The 21,565-nt window shown below is 64.9% G+C and carries 18 protein-coding genes and 2 pseudogenes; 8 read left to right on the forward strand and 12 right to left on the reverse strand.

All coding sequences use genetic code 11. The annotated features are described in order from the left end of the window. Positions 1 to 18: 18 nt before the first annotated feature. The 3 genes from OKW30_RS32360 to OKW30_RS32370 all read right to left on the reverse strand — a co-directional run bounded on the left by OKW30_RS32360 (position 19) and on the right by OKW30_RS32370 (position 2,718). A complete protein-coding gene (locus OKW30_RS32360; RefSeq protein ID WP_184062403.1) occupies positions 19 to 918 on the reverse strand; it encodes a MipA/OmpV family protein in 900 nt (299 codons plus the stop codon). A 354-nt stretch (positions 919 to 1,272) separates the two neighbouring features. Continuing rightward, positions 1,273 to 2,031, reverse strand: a complete 759-nt coding sequence (msrA, locus tag OKW30_RS32365; protein ID WP_184060005.1) for a peptide-methionine (S)-S-oxide reductase MsrA — start codon at positions 2,029 to 2,031, stop codon at positions 1,273 to 1,275. A gap of 147 nt (positions 2,032 to 2,178) precedes the next feature. Next, positions 2,179 to 2,718, reverse strand: a complete 540-nt coding sequence (locus tag OKW30_RS32370) for an Lrp/AsnC family transcriptional regulator (protein ID WP_184062407.1) — start codon at positions 2,716 to 2,718, stop codon at positions 2,179 to 2,181. 140 nt (positions 2,719 to 2,858) lie between these two features. Here OKW30_RS32370 and OKW30_RS32375 point away from each other — a divergent pair, with 140 nt between their 5' ends. Continuing rightward, positions 2,859 to 3,875: a 1-aminocyclopropane-1-carboxylate deaminase gene (locus OKW30_RS32375; protein ID WP_429348634.1), complete on the forward strand. Its 1,017-nt coding sequence runs from the start codon at positions 2,859 to 2,861 to the stop codon at positions 3,873 to 3,875. Between the two features lie 14 nt (positions 3,876 to 3,889). Here OKW30_RS32375 and OKW30_RS32380 read toward each other — a convergent pair whose 3' ends face one another. Next, positions 3,890 to 4,801 carry a LysR family transcriptional regulator gene (locus OKW30_RS32380; protein WP_090810514.1) on the reverse strand — a complete coding sequence of 304 codons (912 nt, stop codon included), beginning with the start codon at positions 4,799 to 4,801 and terminating at the stop codon, positions 3,890 to 3,892. 137 nt (positions 4,802 to 4,938) lie between these two features. Here OKW30_RS32380 and OKW30_RS32385 point away from each other — a divergent pair, with 137 nt between their 5' ends. Both OKW30_RS32385 and OKW30_RS32390 read left to right on the forward strand, forming a co-directional pair. Next, complete coding sequence (locus OKW30_RS32385) at positions 4,939 to 5,664, forward strand: pirin family protein (protein WP_184062413.1); 726 nt, start codon at positions 4,939 to 4,941, stop codon at positions 5,662 to 5,664. Between the two features lie 97 nt (positions 5,665 to 5,761). Then, complete coding sequence (locus OKW30_RS32390; protein WP_184035498.1) at positions 5,762 to 6,175, forward strand: DoxX family protein; 414 nt, start codon at positions 5,762 to 5,764, stop codon at positions 6,173 to 6,175. A gap of 111 nt (positions 6,176 to 6,286) precedes the next feature. Here OKW30_RS32390 and ahpF read toward each other — a convergent pair whose 3' ends face one another. The 3 genes from ahpF to prpR all read right to left on the reverse strand — a co-directional run bounded on the left by ahpF (position 6,287) and on the right by prpR (position 10,791). Further along, positions 6,287 to 7,885, reverse strand: a complete 1,599-nt coding sequence (ahpF, locus tag OKW30_RS32395; protein WP_429348635.1) for an alkyl hydroperoxide reductase subunit F — start codon at positions 7,883 to 7,885, stop codon at positions 6,287 to 6,289. A gap of 172 nt (positions 7,886 to 8,057) precedes the next feature. Beyond that, entirely contained in the window at positions 8,058 to 8,621 is a 564-nt protein-coding gene (gene ahpC / locus OKW30_RS32400) for an alkyl hydroperoxide reductase subunit C (RefSeq protein WP_090809789.1), read from the reverse strand. A 148-nt stretch (positions 8,622 to 8,769) separates the two neighbouring features. After that, positions 8,770 to 10,791 (reverse strand): propionate catabolism operon regulatory protein PrpR, encoded by a 2,022-nt coding sequence (gene prpR / locus OKW30_RS32405; protein WP_429348636.1) that lies wholly within the window; start codon positions 10,789 to 10,791, stop codon positions 8,770 to 8,772. Positions 10,792 to 10,991: 200 nt separating this feature from the next. Here prpR and OKW30_RS32410 point away from each other — a divergent pair, with 200 nt between their 5' ends. From OKW30_RS32410 to OKW30_RS32420, 3 genes are all read left to right on the forward strand, one after another. Further along, positions 10,992 to 11,876 (forward strand): isocitrate lyase/PEP mutase family protein, encoded by an 885-nt coding sequence (locus OKW30_RS32410; RefSeq protein ID WP_429348637.1) that lies wholly within the window; start codon positions 10,992 to 10,994, stop codon positions 11,874 to 11,876. Positions 11,877 to 12,171: 295 nt separating this feature from the next. Next, positions 12,172 to 13,611, forward strand: coding sequence for an MFS transporter (locus OKW30_RS32415; RefSeq protein WP_429348638.1), 1,440 nt, complete (start codon positions 12,172 to 12,174; stop codon positions 13,609 to 13,611). A gap of 39 nt (positions 13,612 to 13,650) precedes the next feature. Next, positions 13,651 to 14,088: a GNAT family N-acetyltransferase gene (locus tag OKW30_RS32420; RefSeq protein ID WP_429348639.1), complete on the forward strand. Its 438-nt coding sequence runs from the start codon at positions 13,651 to 13,653 to the stop codon at positions 14,086 to 14,088. A gap of 120 nt (positions 14,089 to 14,208) precedes the next feature. On the opposite strand, the gene OKW30_RS32425 is transcribed toward OKW30_RS32420, so the two are convergent. Continuing rightward, positions 14,209 to 14,688, reverse strand: coding sequence for a nuclear transport factor 2 family protein (locus OKW30_RS32425; protein WP_429348640.1), 480 nt, complete (start codon positions 14,686 to 14,688; stop codon positions 14,209 to 14,211). Positions 14,689 to 14,733: 45 nt separating this feature from the next. Here OKW30_RS32425 and OKW30_RS32430 point away from each other — a divergent pair. Further along, positions 14,734 to 14,904 (forward strand): annotated as a pseudogene (locus tag OKW30_RS32430) (LysR family transcriptional regulator); the annotation flags it as partial. Positions 14,905 to 15,031: 127 nt separating this feature from the next. Here the strand turns inward: OKW30_RS32430 and OKW30_RS32435 are convergent. From OKW30_RS32435 to OKW30_RS32450, 4 genes and pseudogenes are all read right to left on the reverse strand, one after another. Beyond that, positions 15,032 to 16,471: a nicotinate phosphoribosyltransferase gene (locus OKW30_RS32435; protein ID WP_184062427.1), complete on the reverse strand. Its 1,440-nt coding sequence runs from the start codon at positions 16,469 to 16,471 to the stop codon at positions 15,032 to 15,034. 103 nt (positions 16,472 to 16,574) lie between these two features. Beyond that, positions 16,575 to 16,661: pseudogene (locus OKW30_RS32440) on the reverse strand (isoprenylcysteine carboxyl methyltransferase); the annotation flags it as partial. 101 nt (positions 16,662 to 16,762) lie between these two features. Beyond that, the gene (locus tag OKW30_RS32445) at positions 16,763 to 17,965 is read right to left on the reverse strand and encodes an AAA family ATPase (RefSeq protein ID WP_429348641.1); all 1,203 of its coding nucleotides are present in this window, start codon (positions 17,963 to 17,965) and stop codon (positions 16,763 to 16,765) included. Between the two features lie 181 nt (positions 17,966 to 18,146). After that, positions 18,147 to 18,416, reverse strand: coding sequence for a hypothetical protein (locus tag OKW30_RS32450; protein WP_429348642.1), 270 nt, complete (start codon positions 18,414 to 18,416; stop codon positions 18,147 to 18,149). 1,329 nt (positions 18,417 to 19,745) lie between these two features. On the opposite strand from OKW30_RS32450, the gene OKW30_RS32455 reads away from it, so the two are divergent. Continuing rightward, a complete protein-coding gene (locus OKW30_RS32455; protein ID WP_184062431.1) occupies positions 19,746 to 21,173 on the forward strand; it encodes a sigma-54-dependent transcriptional regulator in 1,428 nt (475 codons plus the stop codon). The last annotated feature ends 392 nt before the right edge of the window (positions 21,174 to 21,565 follow it).

Here is a 21,565-nt window from a genome sequence, read left to right on the forward strand (position 1 = left end):
CTGCGCGGCGGCGGTGCGTCAGAACCGGTAGTTGATCGACACGTCGGCGACGCCGGTCGCGCGGCTGCGCGTGATCGGACTGTTGCCGGCGCTGCCGACGAGCTGCTCGAACGCGCCGTCGGCGGTCGCGAACCAGTGCTTGCTGAACAGCCAGATCGCGCTGACGCCGAAACCCACCGACTTGAAGCCCGCGCTCGCGTGGTACTGCGGATACTGCGAGTGCGCGGCCTGCTCCTGATTGACGCCGAACCAGCTGTTCATGTAATTGGAGTCCGCGAGCACCACGTTCGGGCCGGCGAACCAGAAGAACTGCCTGGTGCTGCCGGGCATCGGCATATAGGCGCCGAGATCGCCGATCCAGCCGTTCGATCCGCCGAAATAGCGGCGGATATCGGCGCGCAGGACGAGCGGAAAATCCTTCGACACGACGTACTCGCCCGAAAGCTTCAGACCGGGCGCCGGGTTGATGTTGCCGAGCCCGTTGAGTTCCTGCGGATCGTCCTGGCCGCGTCGCCCGAGGTCGTAGACCGCGGCGAGACTCATGCGCCAGTTCTCGCCCTGCGCGAAATTCACGCCGAAACCTTCGCCGCTCGACAGAAAGAACAGATCCTTGTAGCGCACGTCGATGCTCGGGCCGGCCACCAGGTGATAGCGGTCCGATCCTTCGAAGCGCGGCTGGAACGATGTGGCCACGCCGAAGCGCAGTTGCCAGTCGGGAATGTTCGGCTGCCACATCTTCTGCAGCGGAACGCCCACCGAATATTGCCATTCGCCGAGCGGCGACGGCGTCTGCGCGAAGACCACACCCGGCACGCAGGCCATTGCGCCCAAGGTCGCGGCGACGAGCGAGCTCGCCGCGATGCCGGTTTGTTTATGGCGAGGCATGGCGCCCCGCTTCTTTCTACGGCTGTTGACCACCGGAAGCCTCCAATTTCGCTCGTCGCGATGAGGTTAGGTTTTCGCCCGGGGTCCTGCGCGGACCCAAAACGCGGACGACCGCCGCGCTGTTACTTACGGCGTGTAATTTTTCCAGTCGATGAAGCGGGCAGCGCGATGCGCACGAGGCGCGGCGAGCCCGCATGACCCCCGCGCTCGTGTGGCCACTGCGCATAGTCCTTGCACGCCGCGGTGACGTGGACAATGGCCAACGGAACATTGCTGCGCAAGATACGCGCCAACTCTGTGGAAGATTGATGACGAGCGCGACCCAAGGCGTAACCCGAAGACGGTCCGGCGCTGCGGCGGCGCCGCTGGCGCCGCCGTTCGGAGGGGTTATTGCCCTGCTTCGACGAGTACCGGCTTGTCGCGATACAGGTTGGGGAACAGGCGTTTCAGGTTGGCGATTTTCGGCATGTCATTGAACACGATGTAGGCCGAATCGGGATGCAAGGTCAGATAGTTCTGGTGATACGACTCGGCCGGATAGAAGCCCTTGTACGGCTCCGTCTTCGTGACGATCGGCGCGGGGAACACGTGCGACTTGTCGAGCTGCGCAATGTAGCTTTGCGCGACGTGCCGTTGCGCGTCGTTCAGCGGAAAGATCGCGGAGCGGTATTGCGTGCCGCTGTCGGGCCCCTGACGATTCAGCTCGGTCGGGTCCTGAACCACTGAGAAATACACCTGCAGCAACTGGCCGTAGGTGACCTTGCCAGGATCGAACGTGACCTGCACCGATTCCGCGTGCCCCGTCTCGCCGCCGCTGACGGTCTCGTACTGCGCGGTGTCGCGTGAGCCGCCCGAGTAACCGGACACCGCCCGCGTGACACCGCGCACATGCTGGAACACCCCCTGGACGCCCCAGAAGCAGCCACCCGCGAACACCGCGGTTTCCTCGTGCGCGGTGCTGGCCGGGATCGGTTCGTCGAGCGCGGGCGGCGCGATCACGACGGCGCTCTCCGCCGCGAACGCGACGCGCTGCGCGAGCGGCAACGCGAGCGCGGCCGCGCCTAGCAGCAGCGACAACACGGCCGCGCGTGTGCGTTTCGAGGTGCCGCCGAACGATGTAAGGAATTGCGGTCTGTTGCGAGTCATGATGGTCGCTCCGGAAAAGTGCCGGCGCCCGCCCGCTTTGGCACGGTGCTGCCACGGCCGCATGCGGGTGCGCCGAAGCTTGGTCGCGCGGGCGCGGCGTTTATGACAGCATGCGCGCTTTCGCGGCCGGCGGCGCGGCCGCGCGGCTCACAGCGGAAATTTCGTGGTCGACAGGATTTCCTTCAGCACCATGAATGAGCGGATCTGCCGCACGCCCGGCAGATACAGCAACTGCTCGGCGTGCAGTCGATTGAAGCTGTCGCTGTCGCGCGTGCGGATCACCATGAAATAGTCGAACTCGCCGGTCACCACGTGGCACTCCATGCAGCCGGCCACTTTCTGCGCGGCCTTCTCGAACTCGGCGAACGACTCGGGCGTCGAGCGATCCAGTACCACGCCGATGATCACGAGCATGCCCGCGCCGGCCGCCTTTGGATCGAGCAGCGCGACCACGCCGCGAATCAGCCCCGATTCCTTCAGGCGTTCGACGCGCCGCAAACACGCCGGCGCGCTCAGCTTCACTTTCGCGGCGAGCGCCACGTTCGAAATCGACGCGTCGGTTTGCAACTGCCGCAGGATCGCGCGATCGATGCGATCGAGCGGGTGGTGGGGATCGGCCGGCGAGGCGGAGGGGATCGCGCCGATGCCCGAAGGTGCCGCTCCAGCACGAACTTTCGTTGCGCTCATGACCATGTGTACGAAGTTTTGTTAGGAACCGGACGTTCTTTGATTTCGAAAAATACGTCCACGCGATTTTTTTCGCAAGCTCATTTCTGGCGGTTTTTCCTAACATAAACTCATGGAAATCACCCCACCACGGAGCCGCGATGAACCTGCAACGATTCCCCCGCTACCCGCTCACCTTCGGACCGACGCCAATTCAACCGCTCAAGCGTCTGAGCGAGCATCTCGGCGGCAAGGTCGAGCTGTATGCCAAGCGCGAGGACTGCAATAGCGGCCTCGCGTTCGGCGGCAACAAGACCCGCAAGCTCGAGTATCTGATCCCCGACGCGCTCGCGCAGGGCTGCGACACGCTCGTGTCGATCGGCGGCATCCAGTCGAACCAGACGCGCCAGGTCGCGGCGGTTGCCGCGCATCTGGGCCTGAAGTGCGTGCTCGTGCAGGAGAACTGGGTCAACTACTCAGATGCGGTGTACGGCCGCGTCGGCAACATCCAGATGTCGCGCATGATGGGCGCCGACGTGCGGCTCGTGCCGGACGGCTTCGACATCGGCTTTCGCAAGAGCTGGGAAGACGCGCTCGACAGCGTGCGCGCGGCCGGCGGCAAGCCGTACGCGATTCCGGCCGGCTGCTCGGACCATCCGCTCGGCGGCCTCGGCTTCGTCGGCTTTGCCGAAGAGGTGCGTCAGCAGGAAGCCGAACTAGGCTTCAAGTTCGACTACATCGTCGTGTGCTCGGTGACGGGCAGCACGCAGGCTGGCATGGTCGTCGGTTTCGCCGCCGACGGCCGCGCCGATCGGGTTATCGGCATCGACGCATCGGCGAAACCGGCGCAGACACGCGAGCAGATCACGCGCATCGCGAAGCGGACCGCCGAGAGCGTCGAACTGGGCCGCGACATCACCGCGAAGGACATCGTCCTCGACGAGCGCTACGGCGGCCCGGAATACGGTCTGCCGAACGACGGCACGCTCGAGGCGATCCGTTTGTGCGCGCGGCTCGAAGGCATGCTGACCGATCCGGTGTACGAGGGAAAGTCGATGCACGGCATGATCGACAAGGTGCGTAATGGCGAATTTCCGGCCGGCTCGCGCGTACTTTATGCGCACCTGGGCGGCGTGCCGGCGTTGAGCGCGTACAGCTTTATCTTCCGCAACGGTTGATAGGGTTTAGGGGATTAGCCGACGGGCGTCCGCGGTTCGGTCGCGAGCTTCTTCCTCAGATGCCTGCGCAGAAACTCGACGAATGCCCGGATCGTGACCGAGCTTTGCCGATGCTGCGGATAGACGGCATAGACGCCCGTCGCCGACGGCAGGAACGCTTCGAGCACGGGCACGAGTTGTCCGCTTGCGAGCGCATCGGCGACGATGAAATCCGGCAGCCGAACGATTCCAAGTCCCGCGACGGCCGCATCGCGAATCAGATCGCCGTTATTGGCGCGTAACGGCCCGCGCACCTCGACGCTCTTCACCACGCCCTCGACGCTGAAGTCCCAGCTCACCGCGCCGCCGTGGCCGTACAGCAGACATTCGTGGTTCGCGAGATCGCCAGGCACGGCCGGGCTGCCACGCCGGCGCAGATAACCGGGGCTGCAGCACGCAACCATCTTCACATCGATCAGCTTTTGCGCGATCAGCGACGAATCCGCCAGCGTGCCGATACGGATCGCCATGTCGAAGCCTTCGCCGACCACATCGACGGCGCGGTCGCTCAGCTCCATGTCGAAGCGCACGTCGCGATGCTCGCGCAGAAACGCCGCGACGAGCGGCGACAGATGCGTCATGCCGAACGACATCGGCGCGCTCACGCGTAGCAGCCCGCGCGGCCCGGCGCGGCGCAGCGACATGGCCTGCTCGGCGTCCTCGACCTCGCCGAGGATGCGCTTCGCGCGCTCGTAGAACTCCTGACCCAGATCGGTCACCGCCAGCTTGCGCGTGTTGCGGATCAGCAGTTGCACACCGAGCGCTTCCTCGAGCGCCATCACACGGCGGCTCACGAACTGTTTCGACAGCGACAGCCGGTTGGCCGCGGCGGTGAAATTGTGGGCGTCGACGGTCGCGACGAAGATGCGCATGTCATCGAGTTGCATCGTATTGTCCACTCCAATGCGACAGTGTTTCCGGTTTTATCATGATTATATCCATCCTGATTGACCTACACTGTCGTTCATGGATCGCAGCCAAACATCTGGCCCGGATCGCACGACAAAACTCAAGGAGAAAGAGCATGCTCGAAATCAGACACGCCAACCAACGTGGCCGCGCGGAACACGGCTGGCTCAGCTCGCGTCATACGTTTTCGTTCGCGAACTATCACGATCCGAAGCAGAACGGCTTCTCCGACCTGCTCGTGATCAACGACGACCGTGTGGCGCCGGCGCAGGGCTTCGGCAAGCATCCGCATCGCGACATGGAGATCTTTTCGTACGTGCTCGAAGGCGCGCTCGAACACAAGGACACGATGGACACGGGCTCGGTGATCGTGCCGGGCGACATCCAGTTGATGAGCGCGGGCACCGGTGTGGCGCACAGCGAATACAACCATTCGAAGAGCGAGCCGGTGCACTTCCTGCAGATCTGGATCGCGCCGGCCCAGCAAGGCACGAAGCCGCGCTATCAGCAACAGCACTTCAGCGCGGCCGACAAGCGCGGTGTACTGCGGCTCGTGCTGTCGCCGGACGGTGCGAACGGTTCGCTGCAGTTGCAACAGGATGCGCGCGTGTATGCCGGTCTGTTCAACGGCGAGGAAACCGCACGGCTCGAACTCGCGAAGGACCGCTATGCATATGTTCAGGTGGCGCGCGGCAGCGTTACGGTGAATGGCGTCGAGCTTGGCGAGGGTGACGGCGCGCGGGTGCGGGGTGAAGAAGCGCTGACGTTCACGCAGGGCCGCGATGCGGAAGTGCTCGTGTTCGACCTGCGTAATATCGAAACCTCGGCGTTGTGGGCATAAGCGCTCCGCTTGCGCCGCTATTGACTCAAACCTGAACGCGGCTCGCTGGACGACGATTTCCAGCGAGCTTCATCCCTCTACCCTATCGGGAAAAATCATGCGCTACACACTGTTTGAAAACCAGAAAGACGTCGTCGTTCTCGTCGCTCGAATCCTGCTGATGGTGCTGTTCGTGATGTTCGGCTGGTCGAAGCTGACCGGCTTTGCCGGCACCGTCGCTTATATGACGTCGACCGGCGCGCCCGTGCCGGCGTTGTCGGCTGTTATCGCGGTGGTGATGGAGCTTGTGGTGGGCGTCGCGCTGTTAGTGGGATTTTTCACGCGACCGCTGGCGCTGCTGCTTGCGGTGTATACGCTCGGCACCGCGATCATCGGCCATCACTACTGGAACATGACGGGCGCGATGCAGTACGACAATATGATTCATTTCTACAAGAACATCGGCATCATCGGCGGGTTGCTGCTGTTGTGCGTGACCGGCCCCGGCAAGTATTCGTTCGACCGGCGGTGATACCGATTCCCGTGCTTTAACGAAAAAGGCCCGCACGAATGCGGGCCTTGTTGCATGCGCAAACTGAAACGGCGGCCCGCGGGCCGCGGTTTGCCTCTCTGAGCTACCGAATCAAACCGCTGCTTCGGCTTCCGCTTCCGCTTCGCTGACCGCCGCGACTTCTTCGCTGTTGCGGATCAGGTGATCGAATGCGGACAGCGATGCCTTCGCACCCTCGCCCACCGCGATCACGATCTGCTTGAACGGCACCGTGGTCACGTCGCCGGCGGCGAACACGCCCGGCACCGACGTCGCGCCGCGCGCATCGACGACGATCTCGCCATGCTTCGACAGCTCGACCGTGCCCTTCAGCCATTCGGTGTTCGGCACGAGACCGATCTGCACGAACACGCCTTCGAGTTCGACCGTCTTCACTTCGCCCGAAGCGAGGTCCTTGTAGACCAGACCGTTGACCTTCTTGCCGTCGCCGATGATTTCCGTGGTCTGCGCCTGCGTGACGACCGTCACGTTCGGCAGGCTGCGCAGCTTGCGTTGCAGCACCTCGTCGGCACGCAGCGTCGCACCGAATTCGAGCAGCGTCACTTCGCGCACGAGACCCGCGAGGTCGATCGCGGCCTCGACGCCCGAGTTGCCGCCGCCGATCACCGCGACGCGCTTGCCCTTGAACAGGGGGCCATCGCAGTGCGGGCAGTACGCGACGCCATGATTGCGATACTCGCGCTCGCCCGGCACGTTGATTTCGCGCCAGCGCGCACCGGTCGCGAGGATGATCGTCTTCGCCTTCAGCACCGCGCCGTTGGCCAGACGTACTTCGATGATGCGCCCCGGAATCAGCGCTTCGGCGCGCTGCACGTCCATGATGTCGACGTCATAGGTCTTCACGTGCTGTTCGAGCGCGGTCGCGAACTTCGGTCCTTCGGTTTCGGTCACGGAGACGAAGTTCTCGATCGCCAGCGTGTCGAGCACCTGGCCACCGAAACGCTCGGCCACGACACCGGTCGCAATGCCCTTGCGCGCCGAGTAGATCGCCGCCGCCGCGCCCGCCGGGCCGCCGCCGACGATCAGCGTGTCGAACACCGGCTTGTTCTCCAGTTCCTTCGCGGCGCGCGCACCGGCGTTGGAATCGAGCTTCGCGAGGATTTCCTTCACGCCGCTGCGGCCCTGGCCGAAAGTTTCGCCGTTCAGGAACATCGTCGGTACCGCCATGATCTGGCGCGCGTCGACTTCGTTCTGGAACAGCGCGCCGTCGATCGCGACGTGACGGATGCGCGGATTGATCAACGCCATCACGTTCAGCGCCTGTACGACTTCCGGGCAGTTCTGGCACGACAGCGAGAAATACGTTTCGAATTGATAGTCGCCGTCGAGGCTGCGGATCTGTTCGATCACCGCATCGTCGAGTTTGACGGGGTGGCCGCCGACCTGCAGCAGTGCGAGGACGAGCGACGTGAATTCATGCCCCATCGGAATGCCGGCGAAACGGATGCCGGTTTCCTTGCCCGCTTCGCCAATCGAGAACGACGGCTTACGTTCGTCGTCGCCGCGACGCTCGATCACCGTGACGCGCTCCGACAAGGTCGCGATGTCGTTCAGCAGGGCCAGCAGCTCCTGGGACTTCGCGCTGTCATCGATCGACGCGACGAGCTCGATAGGCCTGCTAACTTTTTCGAGGTACGACTTCAGTTGAGTCTTGAGATTGGCGTCAAGCATGGCGTTGCGATTCCGTGACGAGGGGTGTGGGTGTCCCGGCGCCGCACGCATCCGGATAGGACGTGTTGGGCCCGGGGACGCGCGAAGCGCCGTATCAGGCGATTCGCGCGGTGAAGCGCCGGGAAGATCCCGGCAGATGCAGACTGCGGGTGCAGCGTGAGCTGCGCGGACCTTAGATCTTGCCGATCAGGTCGAGCGACGGGGTCAGCGTTTGCGCGCCCGGCGTCCACTTGGCGGGGCATACTTCGCCCGGGTGCTTGGCGATGTACTGAGCAGCCTGAACCTTGCGCAGCAGTTCGCCAGCGTCACGGCCGATGCCGTTGTCGTGGATTTCGCACAGCTTGATCTCGCCTTCCGGGTTGATCACGAACGTGCCACGCAGCGCGAGGCCTTCTTCTTCGATCAGCACGTCGAAGTTGCGCGAGATAGCGAGCGTCGGGTCAGCCAGCATCGGGTACTTGATCTTGCGGATCGTATCCGACGTGTCGTGCCAGGCCTTGTGCGTGAAGTGCGTATCGGTCGACACGCTGTAGATTTCCACGCCCAGCTTCTTGAAATCTTCATAACGATCGGCCAGGTCACCGAGTTCGGTCGGGCACACGAACGTGAAGTCGGCCGGGTAGAACACGAAAACCGACCACTTGCCCTTCAGGCTTTCTTCAGTGACGGTCTGGAAATCGCCGTTGTGAAAAGCCTGTGCTTTGAACGGTTTGACTTGACTGTTGATGATCGGCATTTGCTGAATCCTCTCTTTGAGGGGGTTGGAAAGTTGAGTCAGTATGTCAGACTACGCTTAATAGGTAAAGCGGATTGTGTTAATGAGTTCGATAGTCTCGCACTATTCATTTCGTCGGTCGAAACTATCGGACGATTTGCCGGGCGTTTCAGCCCTTCAGAAGCCGCCACAGCGTGGTTCTGCCGATGCCGAGCGCTCGGCTCGCGGCGGCGCGATTGCCGCCCGATTGTTCGAGGGCGCGCAGCGCAGCCTCACGGCTGGGGGTAGCGCGCGGCGCCGTACTGCCGGGCGCAGGGCCCGGAGGCGCCTGTGTGATCTGCTCGACCTCGACCGCCCTGATCCGGAAGAACTCGGGAAACACCGCCTGCCGGTCTGGCAAGGCGTCGGCAGTCAAGTTCCCGGACATCTCGTTGGTCGGGTCACCGATATAAATCGCCGCGCGGGCCAGGAGATTTTCCAGTTCGCGGACGTTACCGGGCCACGCGTAATCCGCAAAAAGCGGGGCGAGAAACACGAGCACCCGCTCGAGCCCCGCCGCCGACAAGCCGTACTGCAGCGCGCTGCGCTCCAACAGGTGCCGCGCCAGCGGCGCGATATCGGCACGGCGTTCGCGCAGCGGCGGCAATTTTATCTGAAGCAGATTTAATCTGAAATACAGGTCCGCGCGAAACGCGCCCTCCTCGACGAGCGCGTGCAGATCGCGGTGCGTCGCGGCGATCACCCTCACGTCGACCGGCGTCGCGCGGCCCGCGCCGAGCTTCATCACCTCGCGCTCCTGCAGCACGCGCAATAGCCGGCTTTGCAGCGCGGCCGGCATTTCGCCGATCTCATCGAGAAAAATAGTGCCGGTGTGCGCGATTTCAAACAACCCAGGCTTGCCGCCGCGCCGCGCACCCGTGAACGCCCCTTCCTCGTGTCCGAACAGTTCGCTTTCGATCAGCCCCTCGGGCAGCGCCGCGCAGTTGAACGCGACGAACGGATTGCCGCGCCGCCGGCTCGCGTTGTGGATGCCCTGTGCGACCAGTTCTTTGCCGGTGCCGCTTTCACCGCTCAGGAGCACGGTCGCGTCGTGCGCGGCGCCGGCGCGCGCGAGCCGGCGCACGCGCTCGAGCGCCGCCGAAGCGCCGATCAGATCGTCGAGCCGGTGCCGCGCAACCAGATGCCTCGGCCGCTGGCTGGTGCGCAGGGAACGGTCGATCCGCTGCGCAACGAGCGCGTCCTGCGCCGTTACGACGAAACCGGCGCGCGCGCCCTGCTCGACGATCGGCACACAGCCGACGATCAGCGCGCGGCCGCCGATCTGTTCGATGCGTTCGTCGACCGGCTGGTCGGCGGCGCGCGTCTCGCGCAGCAGCGGCGCGAGCGCGCGCGCCACTCGTGCGGGGGTGTCCTCGTCGTCGTTTGGGACCGCCTGCGCGGCGCCTAGACGGAGCAGTTCGAGCATTGCCGGGTTGACAGCTTCGAGCTGGGCGGCTTCGTCGAACGCGGCGACGCCGTCGCGCAGATGCGCGACGATCGTGTTCAGGCGCACCCGCTTCGATTCCTTCTGGCGGCTCACCCGCGCCAGTTCGACCGAGCGCTCGAACGCTTCCTCGACCGCGGCAAGCGAATACAGGAACACGCTTTCCATGCCGGCCTGCTGCGCCAGATCGCAGGCCATGCCAGCGCCGACCACCACGCGGCAGCCCTGCGCGGCGAGTTCATCGACTGCGAGCCGCACTTCGTCGATCGACCGATACGCGCGCTGCCGCAGATCGACGTTCAAGAGCGGGCTCAGGTCGGCCAACTCCTGCGCGATTGCTTCGTGCAGCACGAGCCCGATGCGCGCCTGCGGCCATGTGGCGGTCGCGCGCGTGATCGCGCTCAACACGTCGAAGCCATTCACCTTGACCATTACCACCGGCACGCTGAGGTTCTCGCGCAGGTACGCGCCGTTCGAGCCGGCGGACAGTACGACGTCGACCGAACCTGCGTCCACGTAAGCCTGCAGCGCGGCGACGGCCGCGCCGTAGCCCTCCCGCACCGTGAAGAACTTCGCCCGGCCCGCGTAGCGCGGCGCCACCGCCTCGCAAAGCGACTGCAGTCGGCTGATACTGACGAGTGCGACACCGGGCCGCCCGGCATCGACGGCGGGGCTAGGATTGGCGACAAATGGGGTGAACGTGGACACGCGGCTCTCCTTGATTGAAACGTTCCTCGAAACGTTTCATGAAACGTTCCACCGATTGTGCCATGAACGTTCAGGCAGGAGTTCATATCGCGCAAACCCTTGTTCCAGCGGCACGACCGGCGAACTGCCGTTCAATGGCACGCTTCCTGCAGAATGTCGGCCGCGTTCCCTTACCGATTTCCCTTCTGGAGACCTGCATCATGACCACCACTTCCGCCACCCGCCGCGCCGCCTTCCGCGCCAAGGTCAATCAGCGTCAGGGCATGCTCGTGCCCGGCGCGTTCAACGCGATGAGCGCGCGCGTGATCGAGGACGCCGGTTTCGAGGCGGTCTACATCACCGGCGCGGGCGTCACCAACATGTCGCTCGGTCTACCCGACCTGGGGTTCATCGGCCTTGCCGAAGTCGCAGAGCACACCGCGCGCATCCGCGACGCGGTCGCGCTGCCGCTGATCGTCGATGCCGACACCGGCTTCGGCAACGCGCTGAACGTGCGCCAGACCGTGCGCGTGCTGGAGCGCAGCGGCGCCGACGTGATCCAGTTCGAAGATCAGGTGATGCCGAAAAAATGCGGCCACTTCTCGGGCAAGGAAGTCGTCGCGGCGAGCGAGATGGTCGGCAAGATCCGCGCGGCTGTCGACGCGCGCGAAGACGCGAACCTGCAGATCATGGCGCGCACCGACGCGGCCGCAGTCCACGGCATCGAGGACGCGATCGAGCGCGGTCATCGCTTCATCGAGGCGGGCGCCGACATCCTGTTCATCGAGGCGACCGAATCGCTCGCCGACATCGAGCGTCTGCCGGCGCTGTTCAATGTGCCGCAGCTGATCAACATCGTGATCGGCGGCAAGACGCCGGTGCAGTCGCGCGACGCGCTCGCGAAGCTCGGCTACGGCATCGTGCTGTACGCGAATGCGGCGCTGCAGGGCGCGGTGCTCGGCATGCAACGCGCGCTCGGCAGGTTGCAAAGCAACGGCCGCCTCGACGAGGACGCGACGATCGTCGCGCCGTTCAGCGAGCGCCAGCGGCTCGTCAACAAGCCGCTGTATGACCGGCTGGACAAGGAGTACGCGGGGAAGGACTGACGCTCGGGCGGCGGCGCGGCGGTGCGACGCGCTGCATGCCTGCGCGATATGGAACCCGTTATTGCGTTAGGATTCAGGGCTGGCAATCAGGCAAGCTGATGTTCGCGTCAGCCCCGCCGCGACCGTTCGCGGCGCCGGCCTCGTCCGCGGGGCCGCTCTCCCGGCTGCCGGCAGAAGCACAAAAACGCAAACGAAAGGTCGTCGCAAGCACCATGAAGTCAAACTCTTCACGCGCCCCGCGCGGGCTCGTCAATTGTCTTTCAGCGCGCACGCGCGCAGCACGGGAGCTCGCCCGATGAGCTGCAGCGGCACCCGCACCGCGCACGTCGGCTGGCTGCCGTACATCGTCGCGGCTACCTTCTTCATGGAGTACCTCGACACCACGGTGATCGCCACCGCGCTGCCGCAGATGGCGCGTTCGTTCGGCGTCGGCCCGAACAGCCTGAGTCTCGGCATGACCGCCTACATGCTCGCGCTCGCGATCTTCATCCCGGCGAGCGGCTGGGTCGCCGACCGCTGCGGCGCGCGCACCGTGTTCGTCAGCGCGATCGGCGTGTTCACGGTCGCGTCGGTGCTGTGCGGACTGTCGCAGAATGTGCCCGAGTTCACGGCCGCGCGGCTGCTGCAAGGCATCGGCGGCGCGATGATGGTGCCGGTCGGCCGTCTCATCGTGGTCCGCAGCACCGAGAAAGCTCGCATGATGCAGGCAATCTCGACGATCACATGGCCGGCCATCGCGGCGCCGGTGATCGGCCCGCCGATCGGCGGCTTCATCACGACCTACGCGTCGTGGCGCTGGATCTTCCTGCTGAACGTGCCGTTCGGCCTCGCGGCGATTGCCGTCGCGCTCGCCATCGTGCCGAACCTGCGCGGCACCGAACGCAAGCCGCTCGACGTCGTCGGCCTGCTGCTGAGCGGCGTCGCGCTGACTGCGATTCTGTACGGCGCGGAACTCGCGAGCCAGCCGACCAGCAATCCGTGGCTCGCGGTCTCGATCGTGGCGGGCGGTCTGCTGGTCGGCGCGCTCGCGTTCCAGCATGCGAAGCGTCATCCGTATCCGCTCGTCGACGTATCGACGCTGAAGGTGCCGACGTTTTCCGTGACGGTCATCACCGGTTCGTTCACGCGCATTGGCATCGGCGCGGTGCCCTATCTGATGCCGCTGCTGTTCCAGGTCGGTTTCGGGCTGTCGGCGTTCCGCTCGGGGCTGCTGCTGCTCGCGAGCGCGCTCGGCAATCTCGGCATGAAGGCGCTGACTACGCGCATCCTGCGGCGCTACGGCTTCCGGATGGTGTCGATCGTCGATGTGGCGGTGGCCGGCATTTTCATCATCGCGTGCGGACTGCTGACGCCGGACGTGCCGCTCGTGTTCGTGCTGATCGTCGTGTTCGTGTACGGCGTCGCGCGCTCGATGCAGTTCTCGACGCTCGCGACGCTCGCCTATGCCGACATCCCGCAGCCGCAGATGAGCGCGGCGAGTACGCTGTGGAGCGCGGCCGCGCAGATGACGATCGGTCTCGGCATCGCATTCGGCGCGGTGTCGCTGCGCGTCGCGGCGCTGTTCAACGGCGAGACGACCGGCCACCTGTTCACGCTCGACGATTTCCGCCTCGCGTTCCTGTTCGCGGGCGTGCTGACGCTGCTGTCCGTGCTTGGATATATGGGGCTCGCCCGCAATGCTGGGCAGAGTATCGGTGGGGGTTCGCGCGGCGGCGAAACTCCGGCGAAGAGCTAGGGGACGCGCAAGCGCTGCGCGATCAAAAGGAGACGTGCCGTGCAAGCAGGCGAACTGACGATTTCCAGCCGCATCGACGATCTCGACCTCGACCTCGTCTACACATTCCTGTCGCAGGAAACGCCGTGGGCGCGAGGCATGCCACGCGTGACCTTCGAGCGCGCCGTCGCCGGGTCGCTGTGCTTCGGCGGCTTTGTCGACGGCAAGCAGATGGCGTTCGCGCGCCTCGTCACCGACGAGGCGACCTTCGCCTACCTATGCGACGTGTTCGTGCTGCCCGCGTATCGCGGCCAGGGCTATGCGTCGGCGTTGATGAAACATATCTTTGCGAGCCCTTCGCTCGTCACGCTGCGCAGAATCATGTTGGTCACGACCGACGCGCATCACGTCTATGCGCCGCATGGGTTCACGTCGCTCGAGAACCCCGAGCGGTATATGGAGCTGCACCGACCGGATGTTTACAAAGCGGCCGAATAGGCCCCGCCTCGGCACGCCTCCCACTGATGTGAGCCAGCCCCGGCCGTACGCGCGCTCGCGCATCCACTTCGTCATGATCCACTTATCGCCGGCAAGCACTGGCGCGCCGCCCGCGCGCACCTAGTCGCGCTTCAACTGCCCGCGATAGTGCAGCAGCCCTCGGCGCGCCTGCTGCCTGAGCATCCGCTGCACGAACGGCGACCAGCCGAACAGCGTGCCGCGCACGCCCATCGCCTGGCGCATCCACAGCCACAGATCGAAGCGGTCGCGATGCTCGACGATGAGCCCATCGCGGAACACGAAACGCGCCTCGATCCGGTTCACGACGTCGCGCCCCGTCTGGACGAAACGGTAGCGCGCCACCCACTGCGCGCGGCCGGTATGGTCGTCCGCCTCGATGTCCCTGAAGGTCAGCGTGAAGTCTTGCGCATGCTTGACGAGCATGCGCCACATGTCGCGCGCTTCGTCGCCGACCAGCTCGCCGAAAGCGGGGTCGCTGAAGACGACGTCGTCGGCATAACAGGCGACCATGGTCTCGGCGTCGCGTTGCTGCAAGGCGGTGTAGAAACGTTCGATCAGCTCGGTGTTGGGATGGCTCATTGATGTCGTATCGTGTATTGCGGGAGCGCGTCATGCACGCGCAGAGTCGTGCCGCATACGCTCGCCGATTGCATCGCGCTGCCGGGCGTCGTCTACCGTGACATCGCCGGCCGGGCGATTGGGTCCGAAATCGCGCTCGCGTTTCGTCGGCACGAGCGAGCGCCCGCCGTCAAGGCGTTCCTGCGCTTCGCGCGCGATGGTAAAGATTCACGCTGACGGCAGCGTCGCTACGTTGATCGGGGTCGGCATCCTGTCGGATATTGCCGTAGGTCTGCCCTTCATGCAGCACTGGGCGCTGATGACCCGCCCGCTCGTGACCATGCCGATGCGTCAGAAAGCTGGATCAACCTTCGTCCGCATATGCGCGGCCTCGAATCTCGGCCAGCGACGTATCGACCAGCAGGCGGCCCGCATCGAACACCGTCTCGAGCGCTTCATCCCACTCGCCCTCCACCGTGCTCCCGTCCCACGCGATCGGCAACGTGACCGTCCGGTACTCGCCGGTGCGGCGATGGCGCAGCAAGGTGAGCCGGCCTTTCATCGAGCGCTTGCCGTGATCCGTGACTGGATCCTTCGACACATCGAGCCACGTGTCGCCTAGCCGGATCGCCGAGCACTTCATCGCGAAGCGCTGCGTATCGCGGTTGATCTGCTGCAACAGCGCACCGCCCATGCCGAACACGATGTTGTCGGTGGCGAAGCCGGCCTCGTCCATCGCGGCGAGGATCGCGACGATCGAATCCGGGTTCACGCCATCACCCTGAATCACGCGCACATGGTCGAGCACGCGCCGCCCCTTGCTGTTGGTCTGCGACCCGAACGAAGCCTCCAGCGAGCGCAGCGTGTGCAGGACGATCGTGCACGGATCGCCGGAGTCCGGGCGAATCACGAGCATGCCGCCGGAATCGAGCACGGCCTGCTTCAGCTCGCCGCCCCATGCGTTCAGCGCGGCGAACAGGTCGTAAGAGTCGGACACCACCGAAACGATCGCGCCCGGCTTGCCGAAGCGGGCGATCATGTTGCGATACGCGTCGACTTCGCGCTCGCGGCCCCACGACGTGATCGTGCTGTGCTCGGCCGCCGGCACCGAGAACGCGGCCATGCGGTCGCGGTAGTAGTGATTCGCCGCAACCACGCCGAGCACCGTATCCGAGCCCATGAAGCTGACGAGATGTGCCGCGCCGCCGATCGCCGCCGACTCCGCGCTCGACACGCCGCGCGCGCCGAAATCATGCAGCTTGAACGGTAGCTGCGAGAGATCGTCGCTGCTTTTCAGCAGATACGCGCGGATCGTCTGGCGCAGATGCCAGCTTTGCGTCGCGACCGTGATCGGATACCACACGCGCATCAGCATCGTCTCCAGATACGACGTGAGCCAGAACACCTGCGGATCGTCGCATTCGACGGTGACGAGCACGTTGTGCGTGGGCACGACCGAGCCTTCGGGCGCCGCGCGAATCCGCACCGGCAGATGGCCGCCGTATCGCTGCACGACGTAGCGCCAGCCCGCCTCGTTGAACGGCTCGCCGTGCGCGCTGAAGAAGGTCCGCGCCTGGTCGATCATCGCGCCGGTAACCGGCCGGCACAGGTACTCCTTCAGCAGCATCTGCAAGCCGAAGAACAGCGTGCGGCCGTAACGTCCTCCGCGCGATTCGATGTACGAGAACATCGCCGTCGCGTCGGGCGGATATTGCAGATAGTGCGACGCCTTGTACGAATCCGTATTCAGAATCGGATTGGAGAGGATCGACGCGAGGTCGCTGAAACCCTGCGCGTTTTGCATGGACGGTGCTGCCCTCACGTGATTTTCTCGCTGGAGTGACCGGACGGCGCGAGCCTGCCCGACGCTTTCGAAACTCTGAGGCCGCGGCTCTACGCCTACAGACTATGCCGGGGATGACCCTGTATCTCACCTTACTACGGTATGCGCGATAGCGCTCGTCGTCGGACTGTAGCTTCTCTTCGCGCAGGATGAGTCAGGCCCGCAGCGCCAACCGCAGCCGCAGACGATCATCCTCCGGATCTCGAGGTTCACCAGCAGAAGACCAGGCTAGAGCAGCGAGTAGACGTCGTCCTAGCCCCCCGGCTTCAATTGCGGCGGCAGATTCGGCCACGTCGCGAGCAATCTGCCGAGCATGCTTCTGCGCCGCTCCGCACCCGCGGGCCACAGCATGTTCGCGAGCAGCACGATACCTTGCGCGAGCCCGCTGTCGCGCGCGCACGCGACGAGCGGCACGCCGCGGCTGAGCGCATCGTTGACGTGCTGATCGTCGCGCGGCAGTTGAAGCGCGACCCTCGCGCCGAGCGTGCGTTCGAGCATCGGCAGATTGATCTGCGCGTCCTTGTCGTACTGGTTGACGACGACTCGGACCTTGCCGGACGGATGCCCCAGTTCGCGAAAGATATCGAGCATGCGGCGCGCGCCATGCAGGTACAGCGGGTTCTGCCGCACCACCATGCAGATCGCGTCGCTATGCGCGAGCGCGCGGATCGTCGACGGATTCAGGCTCGGGCCGACGTCGATCAGCACCGCGTCGTAGCGCTCGCGCGCCAGCGTCAGAATCCGGTCCACCTGACCGGGCAGCAGTTCGGCGGCCTTCAACGGATCGCCGGCGCCGGCGAGCAGATCCAGGTTCGGGCACACGTGCATCGCGCACGCGTCGAACAGCGCCGGGTCGAGTTGCTCGTTGCGCGAGCACAGATCGACGAGCGTCATGGGCGGGGGGCGATTCGCCATCAGCAGGCTCGCGTCGGCGAATTGCTGGCTCAGGTCGATCAGCAGCACGCGCCGCTCACGCCGCGCGGCGAGCGCGCACGCGAGGTTGACCGCGATCAGCGTGGTGCCGCTACCGCCCTTGCTCGACGTCAGGGTGACCACGCGCGCGTGGCGCCGCTCGGGCTCGCGGCGCCGCGCTTCGATCTGCGCAAGCGCATCGACGACGGCCTGACGATCGAGCGGCCACGACAGCACCTGCCGCACGCCGACGCGCAGCGCCGCGCCGATCAGCGCGGTGGACGGCGCCGGCGTCACCAGCATGCAATGGAGCGTCGGCGCGCAGGCGAGCGTTTCCTCGATGCCGTCTAGTCCGCGGACGCTCAGATTGGCGTCGTCGACGATCAGCAGGTCGGCGCCGCGGACCACGCGCGCGTGCATCGGCAGTTGCCGGGCCGGGCCGAACGCGGTGTGCAGCCGGTAACGCACGCCGCTCTCTTCGAGCCGCACGACGATTCGCTGCGCGTTTTCGATGCTCGCGGCAATCAGGAAGATGTCGATCATGGCAGCTCTGCGGCGCTTGGCGCGTCATGCGCGGGCTTTTATTCCAGTCGTCTGTTCACGATTGACGACGCAGGCTTCGGCGCGAGTTCCTTACCGCGACGCTCCTCCGTGAAAGCCATGAGCCGGCAAACGGTGTTATCGAATTCCTGCGCGGTCGCTGCGAGCCGACGAGCGGCAAGCGTCAGACGTCGGTTTCATCGTCGTCGCGCCGCTGCGCCGCGCTGCGTTCAGCGCGCACCGGCATGGCGTACAGCGCGTCGCGCAGCAGGTCGCGGCGGATCTCGGCTTGCGCTCGGCGCTCGAGCGACTCGGCGACGACGAGCGTCAGCAGATCGACCGACGAGCCCGCCGCCTGCGCGAAAAAGCGCGCGCGCGATGCCGCGACATACCGCCGGTAAGTGCTTCTGGTTCCTCCCGAAGCGGCCGGCCTGCGAATCAGTTGTGGTTTCATGTCAACCCCCGATGTCGAGCAGATTTGCGCCAGGTCACGCCGTCTGGTCTCAGCGCCCCGGCCGTTGGGCCAGGTCGCCGTGCCCGTGCCAACCCACGGACACGGCCCCTGGTTCACCTCGTACATTCGTCTCTCTGTGGAGACTAGCGTCTCTCCCCGCTTCGTCGCGCCGGCCGGTGTCCTGATCCGGCGCTGCCCCTTCCCTTTGCGGCGCGTCGCTCGCGAACGTTGCCAGCGCGTTGCCTGTCGTTATCGCCACCCTTCTCGCGTCGTGAGGACAAAAAGTCGAAAAGGAAAAACGGCGAAGTCGTTGCCCTTTTTTTCGTCCGGTTTTGAATGGCCGCCAAACCGGTCCGCCACTCACCCGTTTTCTAACGTATTCAAGAAGGCCCCGCCGCGCTCCCGCAAACACCTGATGGCTTCCCCGACCATGTCTGCGAGTGACTTTTTTACCGCCGGTCTTTTTTAATCCGGTTTTCCCCGTACCGTCGACCTGGCGGCAAAACATTTTTCTGTGCAGACCTTATTGCAATGGTTATGCCAACACGCGTTCGAATCGGTAAGGCGCCCGTCACGGCTTCACGCTGCCGAGAAATCGGTTTGCTTTTGACGCAGTGCGAGCCTGCCCGATTTTTGGCGTGGCGCGCATTGATTCGTTTCTGACACGCCAAATCGCCGCGCGCTGGCCGAAAAGCGCGCCTCCCGCTCCGTCTCGCCAGCCTGCTGACTCGCCGCGGGGCCGGCCACATGCGGCTTCGCCGCTCCTTCCGGCTGGCAAAGCGCCCCACCCGGCGCGGCAAAACGCATTCGACTCGCGCTGTCCAATCTGTCGCAACTGTGAAACATGACTGCTCGCGCCCCGTCCGTTTTAGTCACGCCTTAATACCAGGGCAATTGCTACGCAATGTGCGATTCCGCGCATAACCGGCCTTGACCGCTTATTCATTAGCGATCCGTGTTAATCCGAAAATCCAACACGCATTCTTCATCCCTGTTTCTTTGTCTGGCGCTTTCAGGCGCTTTCGCTTATCGTTAGGCCATGCGCCAATCAGAGCGCTTCTATCAGCGCCAACGAGGCAAGCCACGGTTCAAGTGGTTTTCACGGTTCGGGGAAAAAATCGCCGGGCAGTTTCAGCAATGAACGACAAGGTCGCCGCCATTGCATGAATCGGTCCGCCATGCAGCGCGTTCCGGTTCGCGCCGCGCTTGAAGCGTGTCCCTTGTTCGTGATTGCTGCTGTCGTGAATGCGTCGCAGCCGGAGTGCAGCAACTGGCCGCCTGAATCTCACAACGTCGCACGGCAGTCCTGAGGATCGAACGGGGGGAACCATGACTACGACTTGCACGCCGGCCGATATGGAACGCACGGTTCTGTACGTGGCGAACGCGCCCGACCAGATACTCGTCGAGTTTCTGGCCGCGTCGGGATGGCAAGCCGTGCACGCAAAAAGCACGGCCGTGGCGGAACGCATGATCGAACGCGGCAACATCAAGGTCGGTCTCGTTCAGTTGCCCGAAGATTGCACGTCACAGCAGCTGTCCGCGCTCGCGCTGTGCATGCGCCGCGTCGAAACCAACTGGGTCGCGCAGATCGTGCCGGGCCAGGCCGACAACGAGCTGGTCAGCCGTTTCATCCTCGATTACTGCTTCGACTTCGTCACGCAGCCGTGGCTCAACGAGCGGCTCGTGTTCGCGCTCGGCCACGCGCATGGGCTGTCGAGCCTGCGTCAGCCGCGCGTCGCGCCGGAGCCGTCGCTCGGCCGCCACGGCATGGTCGGGCAATGCGAGCCGATGCAGCAGCTCTACCGGCGCATCGACAAATGCAGCGTGACCGATGCGCCGGTGTTCATCGCGGGCGAATCGGGCACCGGCAAGGAGCTGACCGCTCGTGCTATTCACGACCGCTCGCCGCGCGCGGGCCGCACGTTCGTCGCGATCAATTGCGCGGCGATTCCGCCGAGCCTGTTGCAGGCCGAACTGTTCGGCCACGAGCGCGGCGCTTTTACCGGCGCGCTGCAACGCAAGCTCGGCCGGATCGAGAGCGCGCATGAAGGCACGCTGTTTCTCGACGAAATCGGCGACATGCCGCACGAATGCCAGGCGGTGCTGCTGCGCTTCCTGCAGGAAGGCACGATCGAGCGGCTTGGCGGCAACGGTCCGATCAGCGTCGACGTGCGCGTGATCTCGGCCACCCACGTCGATCTGGAGCGCGCCGTCGAAGACGGGCGTTTCCGTTCCGACCTCTATCACCGGCTGTGCGTGCTGCGCCTCGTCGAGCCGCCATTGCGCGAGCGCGGCGGCGACATCAAGCTACTCGCCAATTACGCGCTCAGCATGTACAAGCAGGACGGCGCGCGCAAGCTGCGCGGCCTGTCGAGCGACGCGATCGTCGCGATGTCGAACTATCCGTGGCCCGGCAACGTGCGCGAGCTGATCAACTGCGTGCGCCGCGCGGTCGTGATGAGCGAGGGCCGCTTCATCACCGCGAGCGACCTCGGCCTACCCGAAGCTGACAATGGCCCGGCGGTCACGCTGGCGGAAATCCGCAGCAAGGCCGAAAAGGATGCGATCGAGAACGCGCTGCTGCGGCACGGCTACAAGCTGTCCGATGCGGCGGCCGAACTCGGCATTTCGCGCGCGACGCTGTACCGGCTGATGCACGCGAACCGGCTGCATCAGGAGCCGGCCGGACGCGGCGCGAGCAGCGGCCCCCATGCCGATGACGAAGCAGAGCGCCAGACCTCTTCAGTGGCATAAGCGCGGATTTAAGCGTTTTTTGTAGTGAACGCTTAGCAGCGCACGGTCACGGCGATTGAGCATTCCCGACTTTCCGTGCTCTGCCCGCACGTAGCGTGGTCGTCGAGAACATCCTCGCGCCGCCGCCAGCATTGCCACCCGGCAAGCGGCCTCCTACCTCCTGCGCCGCCCCGCCCACGGGGCTTTCCGGGCAGGCTTTCTGCTGCCTTCGACAGGCCTGCCGGCCATCATCGGCTATCCTGTCGGGTCAACGCCCCGCCCGACGGGCGCCGCTCTCGCGGCGCTTTCGCCCGTCCGGCGGGCCTGCGCCGCAGGAACTTCAGCGCCCCGCCCCGTGTCGGTCCCGGGTCACCCCGCTGAAACAGCCCATGTTCCGGCACAATCGTCCGCAC

This window comes from Paraburkholderia sp. Clong3 (assembly GCF_050436485.1).
Classification (GTDB): Bacteria; Pseudomonadota; Gammaproteobacteria; order Burkholderiales; family Burkholderiaceae; genus Paraburkholderia; species Paraburkholderia tuberum.

Coding starts and splice junctions, on each gene's coding strand:
- msrA (WP_184060005.1), bottom strand. CDS start 2,031: ATGACTCGCAACAGACCGCAATTCCTTACATCGTTCGGCGGCACCTCG.
- OKW30_RS32370 (WP_184062407.1), bottom strand. CDS start 2,718: ATGAGCGCAACGAAAGTTCGTGCTGGAGCGGCACCTTCGGGCATCGGC.
- OKW30_RS32375 (WP_429348634.1), top strand. CDS start 2,859: ATGAACCTGCAACGATTCCCCCGCTACCCGCTCACCTTCGGACCGACG.
- OKW30_RS32380 (WP_090810514.1), bottom strand. CDS start 4,801: ATGCAACTCGATGACATGCGCATCTTCGTCGCGACCGTCGACGCCCAC.
- OKW30_RS32385 (WP_184062413.1), top strand. CDS start 4,939: ATGCTCGAAATCAGACACGCCAACCAACGTGGCCGCGCGGAACACGGC.
- OKW30_RS32390 (WP_184035498.1), top strand. CDS start 5,762: ATGCGCTACACACTGTTTGAAAACCAGAAAGACGTCGTCGTTCTCGTC.
- ahpF (WP_429348635.1), bottom strand. CDS start 7,885: ATGCTTGACGCCAATCTCAAGACTCAACTGAAGTCGTACCTCGAAAAA.
- ahpC (WP_090809789.1), bottom strand. CDS start 8,621: ATGCCGATCATCAACAGTCAAGTCAAACCGTTCAAAGCACAGGCTTTT.
- OKW30_RS32410 (WP_429348637.1), top strand. CDS start 10,992: ATGACCACCACTTCCGCCACCCGCCGCGCCGCCTTCCGCGCCAAGGTC.
- OKW30_RS32415 (WP_429348638.1), top strand. CDS start 12,172: ATGAGCTGCAGCGGCACCCGCACCGCGCACGTCGGCTGGCTGCCGTAC.
- OKW30_RS32425 (WP_429348640.1), bottom strand. CDS start 14,688: ATGAGCCATCCCAACACCGAGCTGATCGAACGTTTCTACACCGCCTTG.
- OKW30_RS32435 (WP_184062427.1), bottom strand. CDS start 16,471: ATGCAAAACGCGCAGGGTTTCAGCGACCTCGCGTCGATCCTCTCCAAT.
- OKW30_RS32445 (WP_429348641.1), bottom strand. CDS start 17,965: ATGATCGACATCTTCCTGATTGCCGCGAGCATCGAAAACGCGCAGCGA.
- OKW30_RS32450 (WP_429348642.1), bottom strand. CDS start 18,416: ATGAAACCACAACTGATTCGCAGGCCGGCCGCTTCGGGAGGAACCAGA.
- OKW30_RS32455 (WP_184062431.1), top strand. CDS start 19,746: ATGACTACGACTTGCACGCCGGCCGATATGGAACGCACGGTTCTGTAC.